Below are 15,739 nucleotides of genomic sequence, written 5' to 3' on the forward strand. Positions count from 1 at the left end.
ACAAGGCTACAAAAATTCACTCTTTGGAGCGTTGACGGTCACCGGTCGCAACGTACCGAATCGGCGTTGCGACGAGTGGGTCTGCGACGACTTGCTCGTCTCCGACAGCATAAAACGACCACACGCCTAATCGGAGGCATGGAGCGCAACCCCCGCTCGAACGGGAAGAATCTTCTCGCGGCTGCGGTGATCGGCGCGACGGCGACAGTGGCGGGCAAGCGGCTCGTCGCTCGACTCACCCGCGGGCGGTTCGGCGAGACAGAGGAGTACAACACGGCGAAGGTGACGGTTTCTGGACCGATCCGGCGCGACACCGGCCGCCCGTCCCCGCTTTCGAGAGCGGGTGGGGCGACCGCCGACGACGTGGTCGAGCAGATCGAGGCGGCCGACGAGGACGAGGACGTGGAGGCGCTCGTCGTCGAGCTCAATACCCCGGGGGGCGAGGTGCTCCCGAGCGACGATATCCGGCGCGCGGCGGCCGACTTCGACGGCCCCACGCTCGCGTACGCTACCGACACCTGCGCGTCCGGCGGCTACTGGATCGCGAGCGGCTGCGACGAGCTGTGGGCGCGCGACGCGAGCCTCGTCGGCTCGATCGGCGTCGTCGGCTCCCGCCCGAACGCGGCCGGACTGGCCGACAAGCTCGGGATCTCCTACGAGCAGTTCACCGCCGGCGAGTACAAGGACGCCGGCGTCCCGCTGCGGGAGATCGAGGAGGACGAACGCGAGTACCTGCAGGGGATCATCGACGGCTACTACGAGCAGTTCGTCGAGACGGTCAGCGAGGGCCGAGACATGGACCCGGAGGCGATCCGGGAGACGGAAGCGCGGGTCTACCTCGGCAGCGACGCCGCCGAGATCGGACTCGTCGACGAGCTCGGCACCGAAGACGACGTTGAAGACCGGCTCGAAGAGCTGATCGACACGGAACCAGAGATCCACGAGTTCACGCCCAAGCGGGGACTCGCGGAGCGACTCGGTATCGGGGCCGAGCGCGTCGCGTTCGCGGCCGGCAGCGGCGTCGCGAGCGTGTTCACGAACGAGGGCGGCGACGTGGACGTCGAGCTACGGTAAGCCGGACGTGCCACAGGCGGGAAGGTTCGCGCTGATTCTCCGGCGACGGGGAGCTTTTTATCCGGTCGGATCGAGAGTCGAAATGTGACGACGCTGGTCATCTGTATCGACCGCTCCGGGGCGATCGGGCGGGCCACCAACGTCCCGATGCCGGTCGCCGGCTGGGAGGCGGTCCGCTCGCTCGTCACCGACGCCGGGCTCAGCGACCCGGAGGACGCCAGCGTCAACTGTCTGCTCGAATCGCTGCGGGTCGCTCGCGACCTCCGCGACGAGCGCGAGGAGGCGGTCGTCGCGGTCGTGTCGGCCGAAAGCGACACCGCGGTCGGCGCGGATCGCTCGATCGCCGCCCAACTCGACGACCTCGTGGACCGATACGACCCCCGGGCCGCGATCGTCGTCGTCGACTCCGCCGAGGACGAGCAGGTGCTCCCGATCGTGGAGTCGCGGATCCCGGTCGATTCGGTCGACCGCGTGGTGGTCCGGCAGGCCCGCGATATCGAGTCGACCTACTACTTGCTCAAGCAGTTCCTCGCCGACGAGCAGCTCCGGTCGACGATTCTCGTTCCGTTCGGGGTCGCGCTCCTGTTGGTGCCCGCGCTGTTCTACTGGTTCTCCGCCGGCGAGGCGATCGCGGGCGTCGCCGGGCTGCTCGGGGCCGCGCTCCTGTATAAAGGCCTCGCGATCGACCGGTTCGTCGCGGGGATGCCCGAACGGATCCGCGAGGCGCTGTACGCCGGTCAGGTGTCGGTGGTGACGTACGTCGTCGCCGGCGGGCTCGCGCTGGTCGGCGGCTTCTTCGGCGTGCTCTCCGCGTCGGCCCTGAGCGACGCCCCGGCGCTGGTCGAGGCGGTCGAGTTCACATACGCCGCGGTCCCGTGGTTCGCGGTCGCAGGTGTGACCGCAGCGGTCGGACGACTGCTCGACGAGCTGATCCGCGGCGAGGGAATCCGAACGCCGTACCTCAACCTCCCGTTTGTCATCGCCGCCGTTGCCTTGGTTGTCCGCGGATTCGCCGGCTACTTCCTCGCGCAGGAGGCGATCCACGAGCCGTTCGAGGTGGGTGGCCTCGCCGTGAGTCCGGTCCAGCAGCTCGCGGCGTTCATCGTCGTCGGTATCGTGGTCTCGCTTATGGGAGTCAAGCTCGCGAGCGACGTGGGTACGGAAACGCTGGAGGACGTGATCGACGCGGATCGGGAGACGGACGGGAAGTGAGGGCGGGGTCGTTTCTGTCACCCGCGGTCGCCCAGAGCGACCGCGCCTCTTTTGTCGGTCGCGGTCGCGTGAGCGGGCATGGACGTGTACGGACTGATCGGGAACCCGGTCGGCCATTCGCTGTCGCCGCCGATGCACGAGGCCGGCTACGGGACGCTCGGGATCGACGCGCGCTACGTGACGTTCGAGCCGGCCCCCGACGACGCCGTCGCGGCGATCGGGGGGGCCGGTGCGCTCGGGGTCGCCGGGCTCAACGTCACGGTCCCGTTCAAGCAGGACGCGTTGGACGCGGTGGATCCCGCGCCCCTCGCCGAGCGGATCGGCGCGGTCAACACGGTCGACTTCGGGCCGCTCCGCGCCGGCGACGCTGACCGCCCACGAGGCCACAACACCGACGCAGCGGGCGTAAAACGGGCTTTTTCTCATCACGATATCGAACTCGCGGGACGGGACGCGGTCGTCGTCGGAGCGGGCGGCGCGGGGCGGGCCGCCGCGTTCGCGCTGGCCGACGCGGGCGCGACGGTCCACGTCGCGAACCGCACCGCGGAGCGGGCGGTCGACCTGGCCGACGCGGTCCCCGGCGCGACCGGCGGGGGGCTCGACGATCTCGGCGACCGCATCGCCGGCGCCGACGTGCTGGTCAACGCCACCAGCGTGGGCATGGACGAGCCGGAGGCGACGCCCGTTCCGGCGGACCACCTCCACGGCGACCTCGCCGTGCTCGACGCGGTGTACGCGCCGATCGAGACGCGACTCCTGCGGGAGGCGGCCGCCGCGGGCGCGACGACGATCGACGGGGCGTGGATGCTACTGTTCCAAGGGGTCGAGGCGTTCGAAATCTGGACCGGCGCCGACGCGCCGGTGGAGGCGATGAACGCGGCGCTGCGGGCCGAGTTGGAGTGAGGCGGTAGCGCGTCGGAAACGGAGGAGTGACGCGAGTGTCGGAAACGGGCGAGCCGAGGGCGCGTCAGAACAGCGTCGGGCTCGCGAGCAGGCCCGCCGTGATAATGAGCGCGACGGAGAGCCCGGCGGCACCGTAGAAGAACGGCTTCGCGTCGCGGGCGGGCTCGCGGAGCTTTCCGGCGTCGAGTCCGCTGGTCAGCTTCCCGCTTCCGACCTCGACGAGGCCGGTGATCAGGAACCACAGGGCGATCATCGTCAACACGAGGTGTCCGCGGGCGCTGCCGGTGAGCGAGTCGAACGTGTAGAGCGTCCCCGCCATGTGGCCGCCGGAGGCGAGAAACGCGACCGCGGCGATCCGGGTGATCCACCGGAGACGGTCGACGATCGATCCGAGAGCGCTGCCGTCGATCTCGCCGCGGAGGGCGGGGGGAAGCACTGCCAGCGCGACGAACAACACGCCGCCGGTCCACAGCACCGCAAAGCCGACGTGGACCGACCACATCACCGGGTTGAGAGCGTTCATACCTCCGGTACGCGCCGGCGATCCTTATAAACCGGCGGGACGCGGTCGATGGGGGATATCGACCGACGGTTGGGGATATTGACGGTTGGGGATATTGACGCTCGGTTGGAGGATACCAACGGTCGGTGACGGAGACTGAAAAAGGGAATTGGCGAAGGAAATCGGCGGCGACGAGCAGCAACATGTCCCGGCGGCGACGGCTTTTAAATACCCGACGTTCGTATCTGCCGTCGATGGCCCTACTGCAGAAGATCAAAGAGAAGCTCGGGTTCGGGAGCGGTCCCGCCGAACGCGAGGAGACGGATCCGGAAGTGACCGTCGAGCGCGAGCCGGAACCGGAGTCGGAACCGGAGTCGGAACCAGAGCCGGAGTCGGAACCGACGGACGCGCCGGACGACGCGACCGCGGACGACGAATCGGCCGGTGACGAGCCGGTCGCTACCGACACGGAGGCGGCGGCCTCGACCGACTCGCTGGTCGACGAGGAGGGGGCCGCTGAGGACCCGTCCGAGGCGGCCGAGCCGGCTGAGGCCGCGGGGATCGCCGACGAGGAGATCGCGGTCGACGACGACGACGAGACGGGCGTCGGCGTCGAGGAACTCAAGGGCATCGGGCCGGCCTACGCGGAGCGACTCGCCGAGATCGGGATCGAGACCGTCGACGACCTCGCGGCCGCCGACGCCGAGGGGGTCGCTGAAGGGGCGAGCGTCGGCGAGAAACGGGCCGCGACGTGGATCGACCGCGCCAACGAGTTCTGAGACCGCCGCCCGCAACTGTCTCTGAGCCCGTCGACCGCAACTGTTTCGTCGGCCCCGGCGAACCGAGAGGCATGCAGCGATGGGTACACACCGACCGGGACCGGTTCCGCGAGGTCGCCGCGGCGGCGCCCGCTGGCGCCCGAGTTCCGGTCGAGCGCCGGGTCGCCGTCGACGACCCCTTCGCGGCCTACCGGCGCGCCCGCGACGGCCCGGGCGGGTTCTTCTACGAGACCACCGGCGGCCAGTCCGGCTGGGGGTACTTCGGCGTCGACCCGGTCGAGCGGCTCACCGTCTCCGGGGACGCGGTGGTCGCGTCGGAGGGTAGCCGGTCGAGCGGCGACTACCGACGCCCGAGTCCCACTCTCGCGGCGTTGGAGGGGGTTATCGACGGCGAGGCGCTCGCACGCGGCGACTGCGACGTGCCGTACCCCTGCGGCGCGTTCGGCTGGCTCTCGTACGACGCCGCCCGCGAGCTGGAGTCGTTTCCGGAGTCGGCGCCCGCGGGCCCCGGCGCGGTCGACGATCGAGGCCTCCCGCGGCTCCAGATCGGCGTCTTCGACCGCGTGGCGGCGTGGGAGTGTCCGGTTTCCGCGGGTGGCGATGACTCGCGCGACTCGGCCGCCTCCACCCTCCGCGTGACGGCCTGTCCGCGCGTTCCCGAGGGGCTCGACGATCCTGACGCCGACCGCGACGCGCTCGACGCGCTGTTCGACGAGGGGGCGTCGCGGGCGGACGACCTGATTGACCGGATCGAATCGGGCAACCCCGCTGTCGGGCCGGCACCCGACCCCGACGCGTCGACCGCGACCTTCGAGAGCGACGTGGGTCGAGAAGGGTACGCCGAGGCGGTCAGTCGGGTGAAGGCGTCCATCCGCGACGGCGACACCTTTCAAGCGAACGTCTCCCAGCGACTGCGTGCCCCGGCCGCGGTCCATCCGGTCGAGGCGTACGACGCGCTTCGGACGGTGAACCCGGCGCCGTACTCCGGGCTGATCGAGTTCTCGCGGGAGGGGGGTGCGGAGGGGGACAACGACACCGACGATAACGACGATAACGGCGACAACGACGACGGCGACGACGCCCCGTCCGGCGTCGACCTCGTGAGCGCGAGCCCGGAGCTACTCTTAGAGCGCGTTCCGAGCGGCGGCGCGGCGGAGGCGGGCGCCGACCGCGACGAGGGTGAACACGGCGCTCGCCTCGTCACGGAGCCCATCGCTGGCACCCGCCCGCGGGGGGAGACGCCGGAGGCGGACGCTGACATGGAGGCGGAGCTGACCGGCGACGAGAAGGAGCGCGCGGAACACGCCATGCTCGTCGACTTGGAGCGCAACGACCTCGGGAAGGTCTCCCGATTCGGCACGGTCGACGTGGCGGAGTACCGCCGGGTGGACCGGTACAGCGAGGTGATGCACCTCGTGAGCCTGATCGAGGGGGAGGCGCGGTCGGACGTGGGGCTCGCCGACGCGGTCGCGGCGTGTTTCCCCGGCGGGACGATCACGGGCGCGCCCAAGCCGCGGACGATGGAGATCATCGACGAGTTGGAGGAGACGCGGCGGGGCCCCTACACCGGCTCCATGCTCGCGGCCGGTTTCGACGGGCGGGCGACGCTCAACATCGTCATCCGCACGCTGGTCCGGCGGGCGGCCGAGTACCACCTGCGCGTCGGCGCGGGAATCGTCCACGACTCCGAGCCCGACGCGGAGTACGAGGAGACGCTCGCGAAGGCCCGGGCGCTCGTGACCGCGGTCGACGAGGCGCTCGCGGCCGGCGGGATGGCGGTCGAGGAGGGAGTCGACCGATGACGGGGGTTGGCGGCGATGATGACGACGCCGGCTGGCGCCCCGGCGCCGGCGACTCGGACGTGCGGGTCCTCGTCGTCGACAACTACGACTCGTTCGCGTACAACCTCGTCCAGTACGTCGGCGAGGTCGCCGGCGCGGTCGCGGTGCGGCGCAACGACGCGGTCGATCTGGCCGGGATCCGCGCGCTCGACCCCGACGGCGTCGTCATCTCTCCGGGACCGGGCACCCCCGCAGAGGCCGGGGTCTCGATCGACGCCTTCGCGCTGGACCGCCCCGTGTTCGGCGTCTGTCTCGGCCACCAGGCGCTGTGCGCGAGTCGCGGGAGCCGGGTGCGCCACGCGCCCGAGGTCGTCCACGGGAAGCCGTCGACGATCGCCCACGACGGCGAGGGCGTGTTCGCGGGGCTCCCCGATCGGCTCCGCGTCGGCCGGTACCACTCGCTCTGCGTCGAGCGCGAGGACCTCCCCGACGAACTCGTCGAGACCGCCCGCACCGAGGACGAGAGCGAGGTCGTGATGGGCGTGCGCCACCGCGAGAAGCCACATATCGGCGTGCAGTTCCACCCCGAAAGCATCCTGACGCCGCGCGGGAAAGCATTGGTGCGGAACTTCGTGGAGGTGTGCGAGGATGGGTGAGGACCCGGGCGGGGCGGACGACGCGGCCGAGGAACTCCGCTACCACGTCGACGGCGAGATCGTCCCCGCCTCGCAGGCGACCGTCTCCGTCGAGGACCGCGGGTTCGCCTACGGCGACGCCGCCTTCGAGACCCTGCGCGCGTACGGCGGCGAGGTGTTCCGGTGGGACGACCACGCCGCGCGACTCGCGGACACCTGCGAGACGCTCGGGCTCGACCACGGGCTCTCCGAGATCGACCTGAAAGCCCGGATCGACGAGACGCTCGCCGCGAACGACCTCGCTGAGGCGTACGTGAAGCTCTCTATCACGCGTGGGGTCCAGCCCGGCACGCTCGACCCGCGGCCCGAGGTCGACCCCACCGTCGTCGTGATCGCGAAGCCCCTCGCCCGCGGCGGCGTCGACTCGACACCGGTCCACGACGGCCCCGCCGCGCTCCAGACGACGAAGACCCGAAAGCCCTCCTCGCGGGCGCTCCCGGCCGACGCGAAGACGCACAACTACCTCAACGGAATCCTCGCACGGCTGGAACTGCGCGTGACCGGTGCCGACGAGGCGCTGATGCTCGATCCGGACGGCAACGTCGCCGAGGGGGCGACCGCGAACCTCTTCTTCGCCGACGGCACCGCACTCAAGACGCCCTCGCTCGACGGGCCGATCCTCCCGGGCGTGACGCGTCGCACCGTGATCGAGATCGCGGAGGCGGAGGGGATTCCGGTCGAGGAGGGGACGTACGCGCCGGACGCGGTGCGCGAGGCGGACGAGGTTTTTCTCACCAACTCGACGTGGGAGATCCGGCCGGTCGAGACGGTGGACGGTATCGGGGTCGACGGCGACGGCGAGGGCGTCGAGGGACCGCTGACCGCGCTGCTCTCGCGGCTGTTCGATCGGCGCGTGGAGGAAGCGTACTACGACGGCGAGCGGCTATAAGGGGTTTATAAACGAGTGTTCGGAACGGAACACGAGCGGCCAAAGGCCTACGTATCGGTACCACGTGGGTCGGCTATGTCACTGCGGCGGCGAGCCGCCCTTCTCGGTGGTGTGACAGCGGTCGGGTTCGGAGCGGCCGGGTATTACCGACTGACGACGACGACATGCGACGAGATTGCCTGTTTCGCGTTCGCGTATCAGGGAGCGGACGACGCCCCGAGTCGGTTGGACATCGAACACACCGGTGGGGAGCGTCAACTCCCCGCAGGAGACGTGTACATCACCAACGTCAGCGTCGACTACGAATCGGGTGCAACGGACACCGTCGCGTGGGCGGAGTTAGACGACGGTATCGGACCGACCGACGCGATCAACGGTGAGGCCAGACGGGTGAACCTCGGTTCGGTGGGTATCGTGCAGATCCTCTGGCAGCAGGACGACGTCGAGCGGGTCATCGAAGCGTGGGTGTTCGACGACGACGTTTCATAAGCAACCGGCAAATCTGGGATTTTCTGGCGAGTACTCAGTTATAAGTGGTCGTTGCTCTCGGCGGATCAGCGAGGAACGCCTCCAAAGCCCCAGCCGCTCGCTTATAAACGTCTGACCGCGGATCGATGACGAACACCTCTAAAGCCCCCGCCGCGACGACTCGGGGGCCTTGCTGCGCGCCTCACTCGGTCGCTACCGCTCCCTCGTTGCGGTGCTTGCTGCGGCCACCTTCGTCGTCGCGGCTGCCCCTTTGAGTCCCGCCCCACACCGCAACCGCAGCCTCACGCCTCCCCAGCCTCGTCGCTCACTTCGTTCGCGACTCCCTCGCACGCGCTCCTCGTGGCCTGTCGGCCACTCGGAGGCGTGCGCCACCGCACAGCTATTTATAAAGAGACCTATCGGTTGATCCCGCCCGCGCCGTCGACGACGCTCTCGACGTCGCCGGGCGTGATCACCGCGAGGTCGCCGTCGACGGTGCGCTTCAGGGCGGCGGCCGCGGCGGCCCACTCCAGCGAGTCGGCCATCTCGCCCCCGTCGATCCGCTTCGCGAGGTAGCCGGCGACGAACGCGTCGCCGGTGCCGATCGCGTCGTAGGTGTCGGCCTCGAAGACGCCCTGCTCGTACACCTCGCCGTTCCGGAGCGCGACGGCGCCCTCCGTGCCGCGGGTGACGACCACGGTCTCGAAGTCGAACGCGGACGCGAGCCCGTGAGCGATCTCGACCGCGTCGCCCTCGCGGTCCAGTACCTCGCGGGCGTCCCGCCGGGGGACGAACAGGGTGTCGACGTGCTCGAAGAGGTCCTCGTAGGCGGCGCGAGCGGTCTCGGGGTCCCAGAGCTTCGCCCGGTAGTTGAGGTCGAACGAGCGCGTCGCGCCGGCGTCGCCCGCGGCGCGGAGCAGGGCCGTCGTCGTCTCCGCGGCCCGCTCCGAGAGCGCGGGCGTGATCCCGGTCGTGTGGAAGTACTCGGCCGCCTCCAGCGCCCCGGTCGGCAGCTCCGCGGGCGTGACCGTCGTGATCGCGGCGTCCGCGCGGTCGTAGATCACGTTCGTCCCGCGCGGCTCCCCGCCGTGTTCGAGGTAGTACGTCCCCAGCCGGCTCGCCTCGGGATCGGCCCACGACACGCCCGTCCGGACGCCGTGGCTTCGGAGCTCGCCGATGATTCGGCGCCCGAGCGGCGACTCCGGGAGCTTCGAGAGCCAGACGGCGTCGGCGCCGAGTCGCGCGGCGCCGACCGCGACGTTGCTCTCCGCGCCGCCCGCCTGCACGTCGAGGGTCTCGGTGGTCTCCAGCCGCTCGCCGCGCGGCGGCGAGAGCCGGAGCATCGTCTCGCCGAACGTCACCAGATCCGTCACGCCGACCACCCTACCGGCGCGGTGAGCGCGGTCGATCCGGTCGCCGCAGTCGCTGCGGTCGCTGCGGTCGCTTCGGTGTGCATACCGAAGCGTCGGCGAGGGGATACAAAAGGACCCGCGATCGGCGGCGGGGTGGCGCTCATCGCACCGCTGACGCTCACCGCACCGCCGACGCCAGCGCCACCGCCCCGAACAGGAGCAGCGCGAGCGCGGCAACGGGCTGGTTGCCGGCGGCGGCCAAGTAGACGCCGTAGACGACCGCGACCGAGAGCCCGCCCGCGAGCAGGGTCGTCCCGGCGTGGACCGCGACGTTCCGGCGAGTCCGCGCCTCGCGACCCACCTGCTCGCCGAGCGCGATCCCGTGGTCCGCGAGGTCCCACGCGAGCGCGAGCGCGACCCCGGCCGCGAGCAGGGGCTCGACCGCCCCGCGCAGGTACCCGGCGAGCGCGATCCCGATCACACCGATCCCGGCTGCCCACGAGAGGATCCGGGGAGATTGTCGGAGCGCCCCGGCGAGGAGGCCGACCGTTGCGACCCCGACGAGCGCCCCGCCGGTCGGGGCGGCGAGGAACGCGGACAGCGCCGCGATCGCGCCGGCGACGAGGCTCGCGACGACCGCGAGCGTCGGCGGGCGGGCGTCGCGCTCGCGGTCGTCGGCCGCATCGTGCGACTCGGCGTCGTCGGTTGTCACCTCCCGTCGACTCACCGCGACCACCTCCCGGTGGCCCGCGCGACCGCGACGGGGAAGGACCGGTCTCCCCACTCGGTCGTGCGGATCCCCGCCCCGCGCAGTTCGCGGAGCCGTTCGCGGCGCTCGAACGCGACCAGCCGCGTTCCCGGCGTGTCGCCGGCGGTCACGTCGGGCGAGAGGACGGTGACGAGGTGACCGTGGGCGTCGATCCGGCGCGCGAGCGACGCCGCGGAGTCATCGAGGAGCGGGGTGAAAAAGAGCACCTGCGCGTCGGCCGGAAGCCGCCGGCGGAACCGCCGGAACCACAGCGACTGGTAGAACCCCCCCTCGACCGGCGTCGGCGCCAGCGCGGGGTCGGTCGCCAGCGTCTCGCGCCCGCGGGCGGCGTGCGCCGTGCCGGCTCCCGGCGAGAGCCAGCAGTCGCGCGGACCCAGCGTCGCGATCCCGACCCGGTCCCCGCCGTCGAGCAGCGCGGTGAACGCCTGTCCGGCGGCCTCGACGCTCGCCTCCACGGCGGTGTCGGCGTCGGGCTCGCTCGCGGCGTACGCCGACTCGCGGGCGTCGATCAGGAGCACGACGGTCGCGGCGCGCTCCTCGCGGAGTTCGAGCGTCGCCAGCTCGCCCGTCCGCGCCCGCCGGTTCCAGTCGATCCGCTTGACGGGGTCGCCGCGGCGGTACTCGCGGGTGGCGTGGAACTCGACGCCGGCGCCGCCCACGTCGGTGGGTACGCGACCGTGATATTTCGTCGTCAACCCTCGCAAGGGGAGGTCGCCGCCCGCCGAGAGCTCCGGGGTACAGACGATCCGGGTCGGTGCCGCGAGTTCGGTCGTGCGCTCTTGAGAGCCGGCGGCGTCTCGCGTGATCCCGCGCATCGGCTCCCACTCGTGTTCCCCGCGGCTCGCCCGGACGGTGTACTCGAAGACCGCCGTCGCCCCCGGCCGGAGCGCGGTCCCGATCCGCGCCGGGCCGTCGACGACCTCCAGTCCGGGCGGCACCCCGTCGACGAGTCGGAGGTCCGGGAGGGCAGCGTCGCCGACGTTGTGCGCCCGGACCGTGACGACCACGTCGTCGCCCGGTGCCGGGGTGTCGTCGCTCACGGTCCGCTCGACCTCGATCGTCGCCTCGGGCGCCTCGCCGATCCGGGCGTAGACGGCGTATCCCACGCCGACGGCCCCGGTCAGCACGAGCCCGGGCTGCCGGGCGACGACGCCGACCCCGACGAGCGCGAGGGCGACCCCGGCGATCCCGTCCCACCGTCCGGTCTCGGACCGTCGGAGAGGCGTGCGCTCGGTCTGATCACCCCCGCGGTTCGCGGCGTCATCGTCGGGCGAGTCGCCGTCGGCGGTTCCGGCGCTCATCGCGCCGCCTCCGCCGGATTGTCATCGTCGAGCCGCCCGATCGCGTCGATCGCGGCGCGGAGCCCGTACCCGTACCGTGACCGTCCCCGAATCCCGGCCCGAAGTCGGACCCCGATCGGGTACGACGCGTCGCTCGCGAGGAACGCGGCCGCGGTCGGGTCGTCGGTCCACGTCCCCACCTCGACGGCTCGCTCGGCCGCCGCGGTCGAGCAGTTCCGGTCCCGGGCGACCGCCGCGACCGCGACGGTGCGGACTCGCTCGCGGAGCTCGCGGCGGGAGGCGTACCCTCCGTGGGACGCGGCGGTCATTCGGCCGATCCGCTCGTCGAGGTCGGCCCCGGGCACGGTCGCGGGCGCCCGGCGCTCCGGCTCGCCGGGGTCGGCGGCCCGCCGGTCGCGGCCGCGGCGCTCGTTCGCGTATCGAACCCCCTGCACGACGGCGAGCGCGCCGATGAGGGTGACGACGACGGTGGAGGGGTCGATCGCGGCCGCGATCGAGCGGTTCACGACCGCGACGAACCCGACCGCGACCGCGGCGACGCCGACGAGCGCGAGGGGGCGCATTACGGCTTCCCTCCGGAGTGTGTCGAGTCGCCGTGGCTCTCACTATCTCCGGCCCCATGCCGCTCCTCAATCTGACGCAGCGCTGCAATCGCCCGCTGCTCACGATCGTCCGTCGCGTCCGCGCCGCCGTACCGAACTCGCTCGAACACCTCGGTGAGCGTCTCGACGGGCTCCTCGTCGACGCCGGCGTCGACCGCCGCGGCCGCGAACTCGGCGGGCGTCGAGGACGCGGGCCGGTCCACGTCGAGGACCGCCGTCATGTCGCGCCACGCCCGGTACACCTCGTTGTCGGCGTCCGACGACTCGATCCGATCGGCCGCTTGCCCGGCGGTACGCCCGACGGTGGCGAGGTCGGGCTCCGGCTCGTCGGGGTCGTTCTCGGCGGCGGCTCCGGAGCCCGGCGTCGCCTCGTCGTCGCCGCCAGCGAGGAGGAGGACTCCGACGCTCGCGACGAGGGCGGCGATCACGACGAGCGCGAACAGGAGCTCCGGCGCCGAGGCCGCCCCCTCGCCCCCGCCGGCCCCCGTACCGCCGGCGGCGCCCTCGGGAATGAGCCCCTCGTCGGAGCCGGCGATACCCAACTCGAACTCGCTTTCGTCCGACACCGACCCGCAGGTGGCCAATCCCCACCAGATCAGTCCGATCGGGAAGCCGACCGCGCCGGCGGCCGCGAGGGCGGGGAGCGCCGAGCGCGTGTCACGGTAGACGATCGCCGCGATCCCGACGAGGGACCCGAAGAGCACTAACAGCGCCGGCGGCTCGCGGAGGAACTCGTAGCACAGCGGCTGCGTCGCGAGGGCAAAATCGCCGCCGGGCGACGGGGAGAAACCGGGATCGCCCGGACCATCGCCGGCGCTCGGCGTGTCGCCCTCGACGCCGCCGAACCCGCCGCCGCCGAGACTGACGGCCGAGTCGAGCGTCGCGGCGGCGACGCCGAGCGCGACGACCGCGAGGAGGGCGAGGGCGACCGCCAGCAGGGTATCCCGCTTCACGTCCGTGGATACGCCGTCCCGGAGGAATAGCTTTCGGCGGGGGAGGGCGGTGGGGAGGAGGAGACCGAACGCTCGCTTCCCGAATTTCCCGGACTACGCCTCCGAGCCGTCGACCGCGTCGTCGAGGGGAGTAGTCGGAAACAGCGCGTCGACATCCGGCTCCGGATCGATCAGTCGATAGGCGGTCCCGTCGGGTTCGATGATACCAGCGTCGGCGAGATGATCGAGGTGTGCGAACGCCTCTCCGGGGCCGTGGAGGACGTGGATCTCCGAGAGGTCGCCGAACAGCGCGGCAGAGACCTCCCACGCGGTTGCGGGCCCCTCGTCAGCGAGCACGTCGAGCACCCGCCGAGTCCGGTGCCGGTGGTGGTCGAGGATGGTCGCGGCCCGTCGGCTCGGGTCGTCGATCCGGTCGCGGTGGCCGGGGTGGGCCGCGTCGAAGTCGCGCTCGATGATCCGCACGAGGCTCTCGGCGTATGCCGCTAACGGCCCGTCAACGCGCACGTCCGCGCCGCCGACGTTCGGGGTATACTTCGGGAGGAGTGCGTCGCCCGCGAACAGCTCTGCTGTTGCGTCTGCGCCGCCGACCGACTCGTGGTCGGGGACCTCGCGCGGGTCGAAGGCGAACCCCGTGAGCCCGGCGGTGTGGCCCGGCAGGTGCATCGCTTCGAGGGCGACGCCGCCGGCGTCGATCACGTCGCCGTCGCCGAACGTCGTCACGTCGGCGGGCCGACCGCTGAGGTCGGCACTCACCGCGTCGAAGAAGGCGGTCAGCCGCTCTCGGTCGGGCTCCGGCATCCCCCACCGATCGAACGTCTCGCGCTGGAGGTCGCGATCGAGGAACAGCGGCGCATCGCTGCCGTCGACGAGCGACGCGTCCGCCTCGTGGACGTACACGTCCGCGTCGCTTTCGGCCTGAATCTCGCCGGCCAGTCCCGCGTGGTCGGGGTGCCAGTGGGTGAGCGCGATTGCGTCCACGTCGGCGAACCCGAGCCCGTACTCGGCGAGACCGGCCTCTAACTCCCCGCGTACGTCCGGGAGCGCGACGCCGGTGTCGACGAGCGCGGTCGTCTCGCCGTCGAGCAGGTACACGTCGTTTTCGCCCTCGAAGACGGTGTTGCCGAGTTGGATCCGTTTCACACGGAAACGTCGTCGGGAGCCCTTTTGAGGGTTGCCACCGCGGAAAGCAGGGACGCGTGACGGGTCGGGTGACGGCGACTCGGTCGAGCGTGACTCAGTCGAGCACGTCGACCCCGGTGAACTCGAACCGGGCGCCGCCGCCCGCGGCGTCGGTGACGCGCACGTCCCAGCCGTGAGCCGTCGCGACGGCCTCGACGATTTCGAGGCCGAACCCGGTCCCGTCGTCGCTCGTGGTGTACCCCGTCTCGAACACCGTCTCGCGGTCGCTCTCGGGGATCCCCCGGCCGTCGTCGGCGACGTAGAAGCCCCCCTCGACGTCGCCGACCGTCACCGTGACGTCCTCGCCGGCGTGCACGACCGCGTCGCCGGGCTCTGCCCGGCTGCTCGTGGAATGGTTCGAAAACTCCGTCTCGGAGTTTTCGTCATCGCGAGAGACGGTATCGCCGTCTCTCGAACGACCGTGTTCCACGCTGTTCCGCATGAGGTTCTCGACGAGCTGTCTGAGTCGGCTCCGGTCCGCGCGGATCGCGCGGTCGGTCTCGATCCGGAGCGAGGCCGCTGCGGTCTCGACGCTCTCCCAGCACACCTCCGCGAGTTCGCGGAGGGGAACCCGCTCCGTCTCCTCGACGCCCTCGCCGTCACGGGCGAGCGTCAGGAGGTCGTCGATGAGCGCCGCCATTCGCTCGTGGGCGTTGGCGACGACCTCCAGGTGCTCGGAGTCGTACTCCTCGCGGGCGAGGTCCAGCCGCCCCTGCGCGACGTTGAGGGGGTTCCGGAGGTCGTGCGAGACGATGCTCGCGAACTCCTCGAGCCGTTCGTTCTTGCGGCGGAGCGCCTCCTCGCGCCGCTTCCGCTCGCGGACGTCTCGGATGACGCCGACGCGGTTCAGCTCCTCGCCTTCCTCGCCGGTCACCCTGTTGAAGCGCATCTCCGCTGGGAATCGCTCCCCGTCTGCCGTGAGGAACTCGTACTCGACCATGCCGACGTCGCGATCGCCCGCGGCCATCTCGTTGCGGACCTGTGTGGCCTTCTCCGCGGTTTCCTCCGTGACCCAGTCGTAGATATCCGTCCCCAGCAGCGCCTCGCGACTCACGCCCTTCATCTCGGCATACCGATCGTTGACGTACGCGATGGTTCCGTCGGGACGGACGGCGTAGACGGCGTCATCGAGCGAATCGAGAATCGTCTCGTACCGTCGTAACTCCCTGTCCCGAGGTGACCCTTCCGTCATAGCGTCTCTTGGACGCTCGTTTCAGCCGTTCAGTAATAAATGGGCCGTCGTGGTCGTCGATCGAGTGGCCGTCTCTCGGTCGCCCGCG

General features: G+C 71.2%; 16 protein-coding genes. 8 read left to right on the forward strand and 8 right to left on the reverse strand.

Annotated elements, in window-relative coordinates; translation table 11 throughout:
- Positions 1 to 138: 138 nt before the first annotated feature.
- The 3 genes from sppA (at position 139) to HLAC_RS02265 (ending at position 3,189) form a co-directional block, all read left to right on the forward strand.
- Positions 139 to 1,074 (forward strand): signal peptide peptidase SppA, encoded by a 936-nt coding sequence (gene sppA / locus HLAC_RS02255; RefSeq protein ID WP_012659691.1) that lies wholly within the window; start codon positions 139 to 141, stop codon positions 1,072 to 1,074.
- An 84-nt stretch (positions 1,075 to 1,158) separates the two neighbouring features.
- Positions 1,159 to 2,286, forward strand: a complete 1,128-nt coding sequence (locus tag HLAC_RS02260) for a DUF373 family protein (RefSeq protein WP_012659692.1) — start codon at positions 1,159 to 1,161, stop codon at positions 2,284 to 2,286.
- A 78-nt stretch (positions 2,287 to 2,364) separates the two neighbouring features.
- Positions 2,365 to 3,189: a shikimate dehydrogenase gene (locus tag HLAC_RS02265; protein WP_012659693.1), complete on the forward strand. Its 825-nt coding sequence runs from the start codon at positions 2,365 to 2,367 to the stop codon at positions 3,187 to 3,189.
- Between the two features lie 64 nt (positions 3,190 to 3,253).
- Here HLAC_RS02265 and HLAC_RS02270 read toward each other — a convergent pair whose 3' ends face one another.
- Entirely contained in the window at positions 3,254 to 3,712 is a 459-nt protein-coding gene (locus HLAC_RS02270; protein WP_012659694.1) for a hypothetical protein, read from the reverse strand.
- Between the two features lie 233 nt (positions 3,713 to 3,945).
- Between HLAC_RS02270 and HLAC_RS02275 the strand changes: the two genes are divergently transcribed.
- The 5 genes from HLAC_RS02275 (at position 3,946) to HLAC_RS02295 (ending at position 8,324) form a co-directional block, all read left to right on the forward strand.
- Positions 3,946 to 4,470: a helix-hairpin-helix domain-containing protein gene (locus HLAC_RS02275; protein WP_012659695.1), complete on the forward strand. Its 525-nt coding sequence runs from the start codon at positions 3,946 to 3,948 to the stop codon at positions 4,468 to 4,470.
- A gap of 71 nt (positions 4,471 to 4,541) precedes the next feature.
- Positions 4,542 to 6,272, forward strand: a complete 1,731-nt coding sequence (locus HLAC_RS02280) for an anthranilate synthase component I family protein (protein ID WP_012659696.1) — start codon at positions 4,542 to 4,544, stop codon at positions 6,270 to 6,272.
- The gene (locus HLAC_RS02285) at positions 6,269 to 6,907 is read left to right on the forward strand and encodes an anthranilate synthase component II (RefSeq protein ID WP_012659697.1); all 639 of its coding nucleotides are present in this window, start codon (positions 6,269 to 6,271) and stop codon (positions 6,905 to 6,907) included. The genes HLAC_RS02280 and HLAC_RS02285 overlap by 4 nt, the downstream gene beginning before the upstream one ends.
- A complete protein-coding gene (locus tag HLAC_RS02290) occupies positions 6,900 to 7,835 on the forward strand; it encodes an aminotransferase class IV (protein ID WP_012659698.1) in 936 nt (311 codons plus the stop codon). The genes HLAC_RS02285 and HLAC_RS02290 overlap by 8 nt, the downstream gene beginning before the upstream one ends.
- A gap of 75 nt (positions 7,836 to 7,910) precedes the next feature.
- The gene (locus HLAC_RS02295; RefSeq protein WP_012659699.1) at positions 7,911 to 8,324 is read left to right on the forward strand and encodes a hypothetical protein; all 414 of its coding nucleotides are present in this window, start codon (positions 7,911 to 7,913) and stop codon (positions 8,322 to 8,324) included.
- A 395-nt stretch (positions 8,325 to 8,719) separates the two neighbouring features.
- Here the strand turns inward: HLAC_RS02295 and kdgK1 are convergent, their stop codons facing one another.
- The 7 genes from kdgK1 to HLAC_RS02330 all read right to left on the reverse strand — a co-directional run bounded on the left by kdgK1 (position 8,720) and on the right by HLAC_RS02330 (position 15,651).
- Positions 8,720 to 9,685, reverse strand: a complete 966-nt coding sequence (gene kdgK1, locus HLAC_RS02300) for a bifunctional 2-dehydro-3-deoxygluconokinase/2-dehydro-3-deoxygalactonokinase (protein ID WP_172404553.1) — start codon at positions 9,683 to 9,685, stop codon at positions 8,720 to 8,722.
- A gap of 148 nt (positions 9,686 to 9,833) precedes the next feature.
- Positions 9,834 to 10,439 carry a DUF7519 family protein gene (locus HLAC_RS02305; RefSeq protein ID WP_049933155.1) on the reverse strand — a complete coding sequence of 202 codons (606 nt, stop codon included), beginning with the start codon at positions 10,437 to 10,439 and terminating at the stop codon, positions 9,834 to 9,836.
- Positions 10,379 to 11,725 (reverse strand): DUF58 domain-containing protein, encoded by a 1,347-nt coding sequence (locus tag HLAC_RS02310; RefSeq protein WP_012659702.1) that lies wholly within the window; start codon positions 11,723 to 11,725, stop codon positions 10,379 to 10,381. The genes HLAC_RS02305 and HLAC_RS02310 overlap by 61 nt, the downstream gene beginning before the upstream one ends.
- A complete protein-coding gene (locus tag HLAC_RS02315) occupies positions 11,722 to 12,288 on the reverse strand; it encodes a DUF7269 family protein (protein ID WP_012659703.1) in 567 nt (188 codons plus the stop codon). The genes HLAC_RS02310 and HLAC_RS02315 overlap by 4 nt, the downstream gene beginning before the upstream one ends.
- Positions 12,288 to 13,280, reverse strand: coding sequence for a DUF4129 domain-containing protein (locus tag HLAC_RS02320; protein WP_012659704.1), 993 nt, complete (start codon positions 13,278 to 13,280; stop codon positions 12,288 to 12,290). Before HLAC_RS02320 ends, HLAC_RS02315 begins: the two co-directional genes overlap by 1 nt.
- A gap of 93 nt (positions 13,281 to 13,373) precedes the next feature.
- Positions 13,374 to 14,420, reverse strand: coding sequence for an MBL fold metallo-hydrolase (locus tag HLAC_RS02325; RefSeq protein ID WP_012659705.1), 1,047 nt, complete (start codon positions 14,418 to 14,420; stop codon positions 13,374 to 13,376).
- Between the two features lie 94 nt (positions 14,421 to 14,514).
- Positions 14,515 to 15,651, reverse strand: coding sequence for a two-component system sensor histidine kinase NtrB (locus HLAC_RS02330; RefSeq protein WP_012659706.1), 1,137 nt, complete (start codon positions 15,649 to 15,651; stop codon positions 14,515 to 14,517).
- Positions 15,652 to 15,739 lie beyond the last annotated feature (88 nt).

The sequence above is a fragment of the Halorubrum lacusprofundi ATCC 49239 genome (genome assembly GCF_000022205.1).
Lineage (GTDB): Archaea > Halobacteriota > Halobacteria > Halobacteriales > Haloferacaceae > Halorubrum > Halorubrum lacusprofundi.

Bases quoted from the DNA above. Each gene is read 5' to 3' on its own strand.
- HLAC_RS02280 (WP_012659696.1), top strand. From the start codon at position 4,542: ATGCAGCGATGGGTACACACCGACCGGGACCGGTTCCGCGAGGTCGCC.
- HLAC_RS02285 (WP_012659697.1), top strand. From the start codon at position 6,269: ATGACGGGGGTTGGCGGCGATGATGACGACGCCGGCTGGCGCCCCGGC.
- HLAC_RS02275 (WP_012659695.1), top strand. From the start codon at position 3,946: ATGGCCCTACTGCAGAAGATCAAAGAGAAGCTCGGGTTCGGGAGCGGT.
- sppA (WP_012659691.1), top strand. From the start codon at position 139: ATGGAGCGCAACCCCCGCTCGAACGGGAAGAATCTTCTCGCGGCTGCG.
- HLAC_RS02295 (WP_012659699.1), top strand. From the start codon at position 7,911: ATGTCACTGCGGCGGCGAGCCGCCCTTCTCGGTGGTGTGACAGCGGTC.
- HLAC_RS02265 (WP_012659693.1), top strand. From the start codon at position 2,365: ATGGACGTGTACGGACTGATCGGGAACCCGGTCGGCCATTCGCTGTCG.
- HLAC_RS02290 (WP_012659698.1), top strand. From the start codon at position 6,900: ATGGGTGAGGACCCGGGCGGGGCGGACGACGCGGCCGAGGAACTCCGC.
- HLAC_RS02315 (WP_012659703.1), bottom strand. From the start codon at position 12,288: ATGCGCCCCCTCGCGCTCGTCGGCGTCGCCGCGGTCGCGGTCGGGTTC.
- HLAC_RS02330 (WP_012659706.1), bottom strand. From the start codon at position 15,651: ATGACGGAAGGGTCACCTCGGGACAGGGAGTTACGACGGTACGAGACG.
- HLAC_RS02310 (WP_012659702.1), bottom strand. From the start codon at position 11,725: ATGAGCGCCGGAACCGCCGACGGCGACTCGCCCGACGATGACGCCGCG.
- HLAC_RS02270 (WP_012659694.1), bottom strand. From the start codon at position 3,712: ATGAACGCTCTCAACCCGGTGATGTGGTCGGTCCACGTCGGCTTTGCG.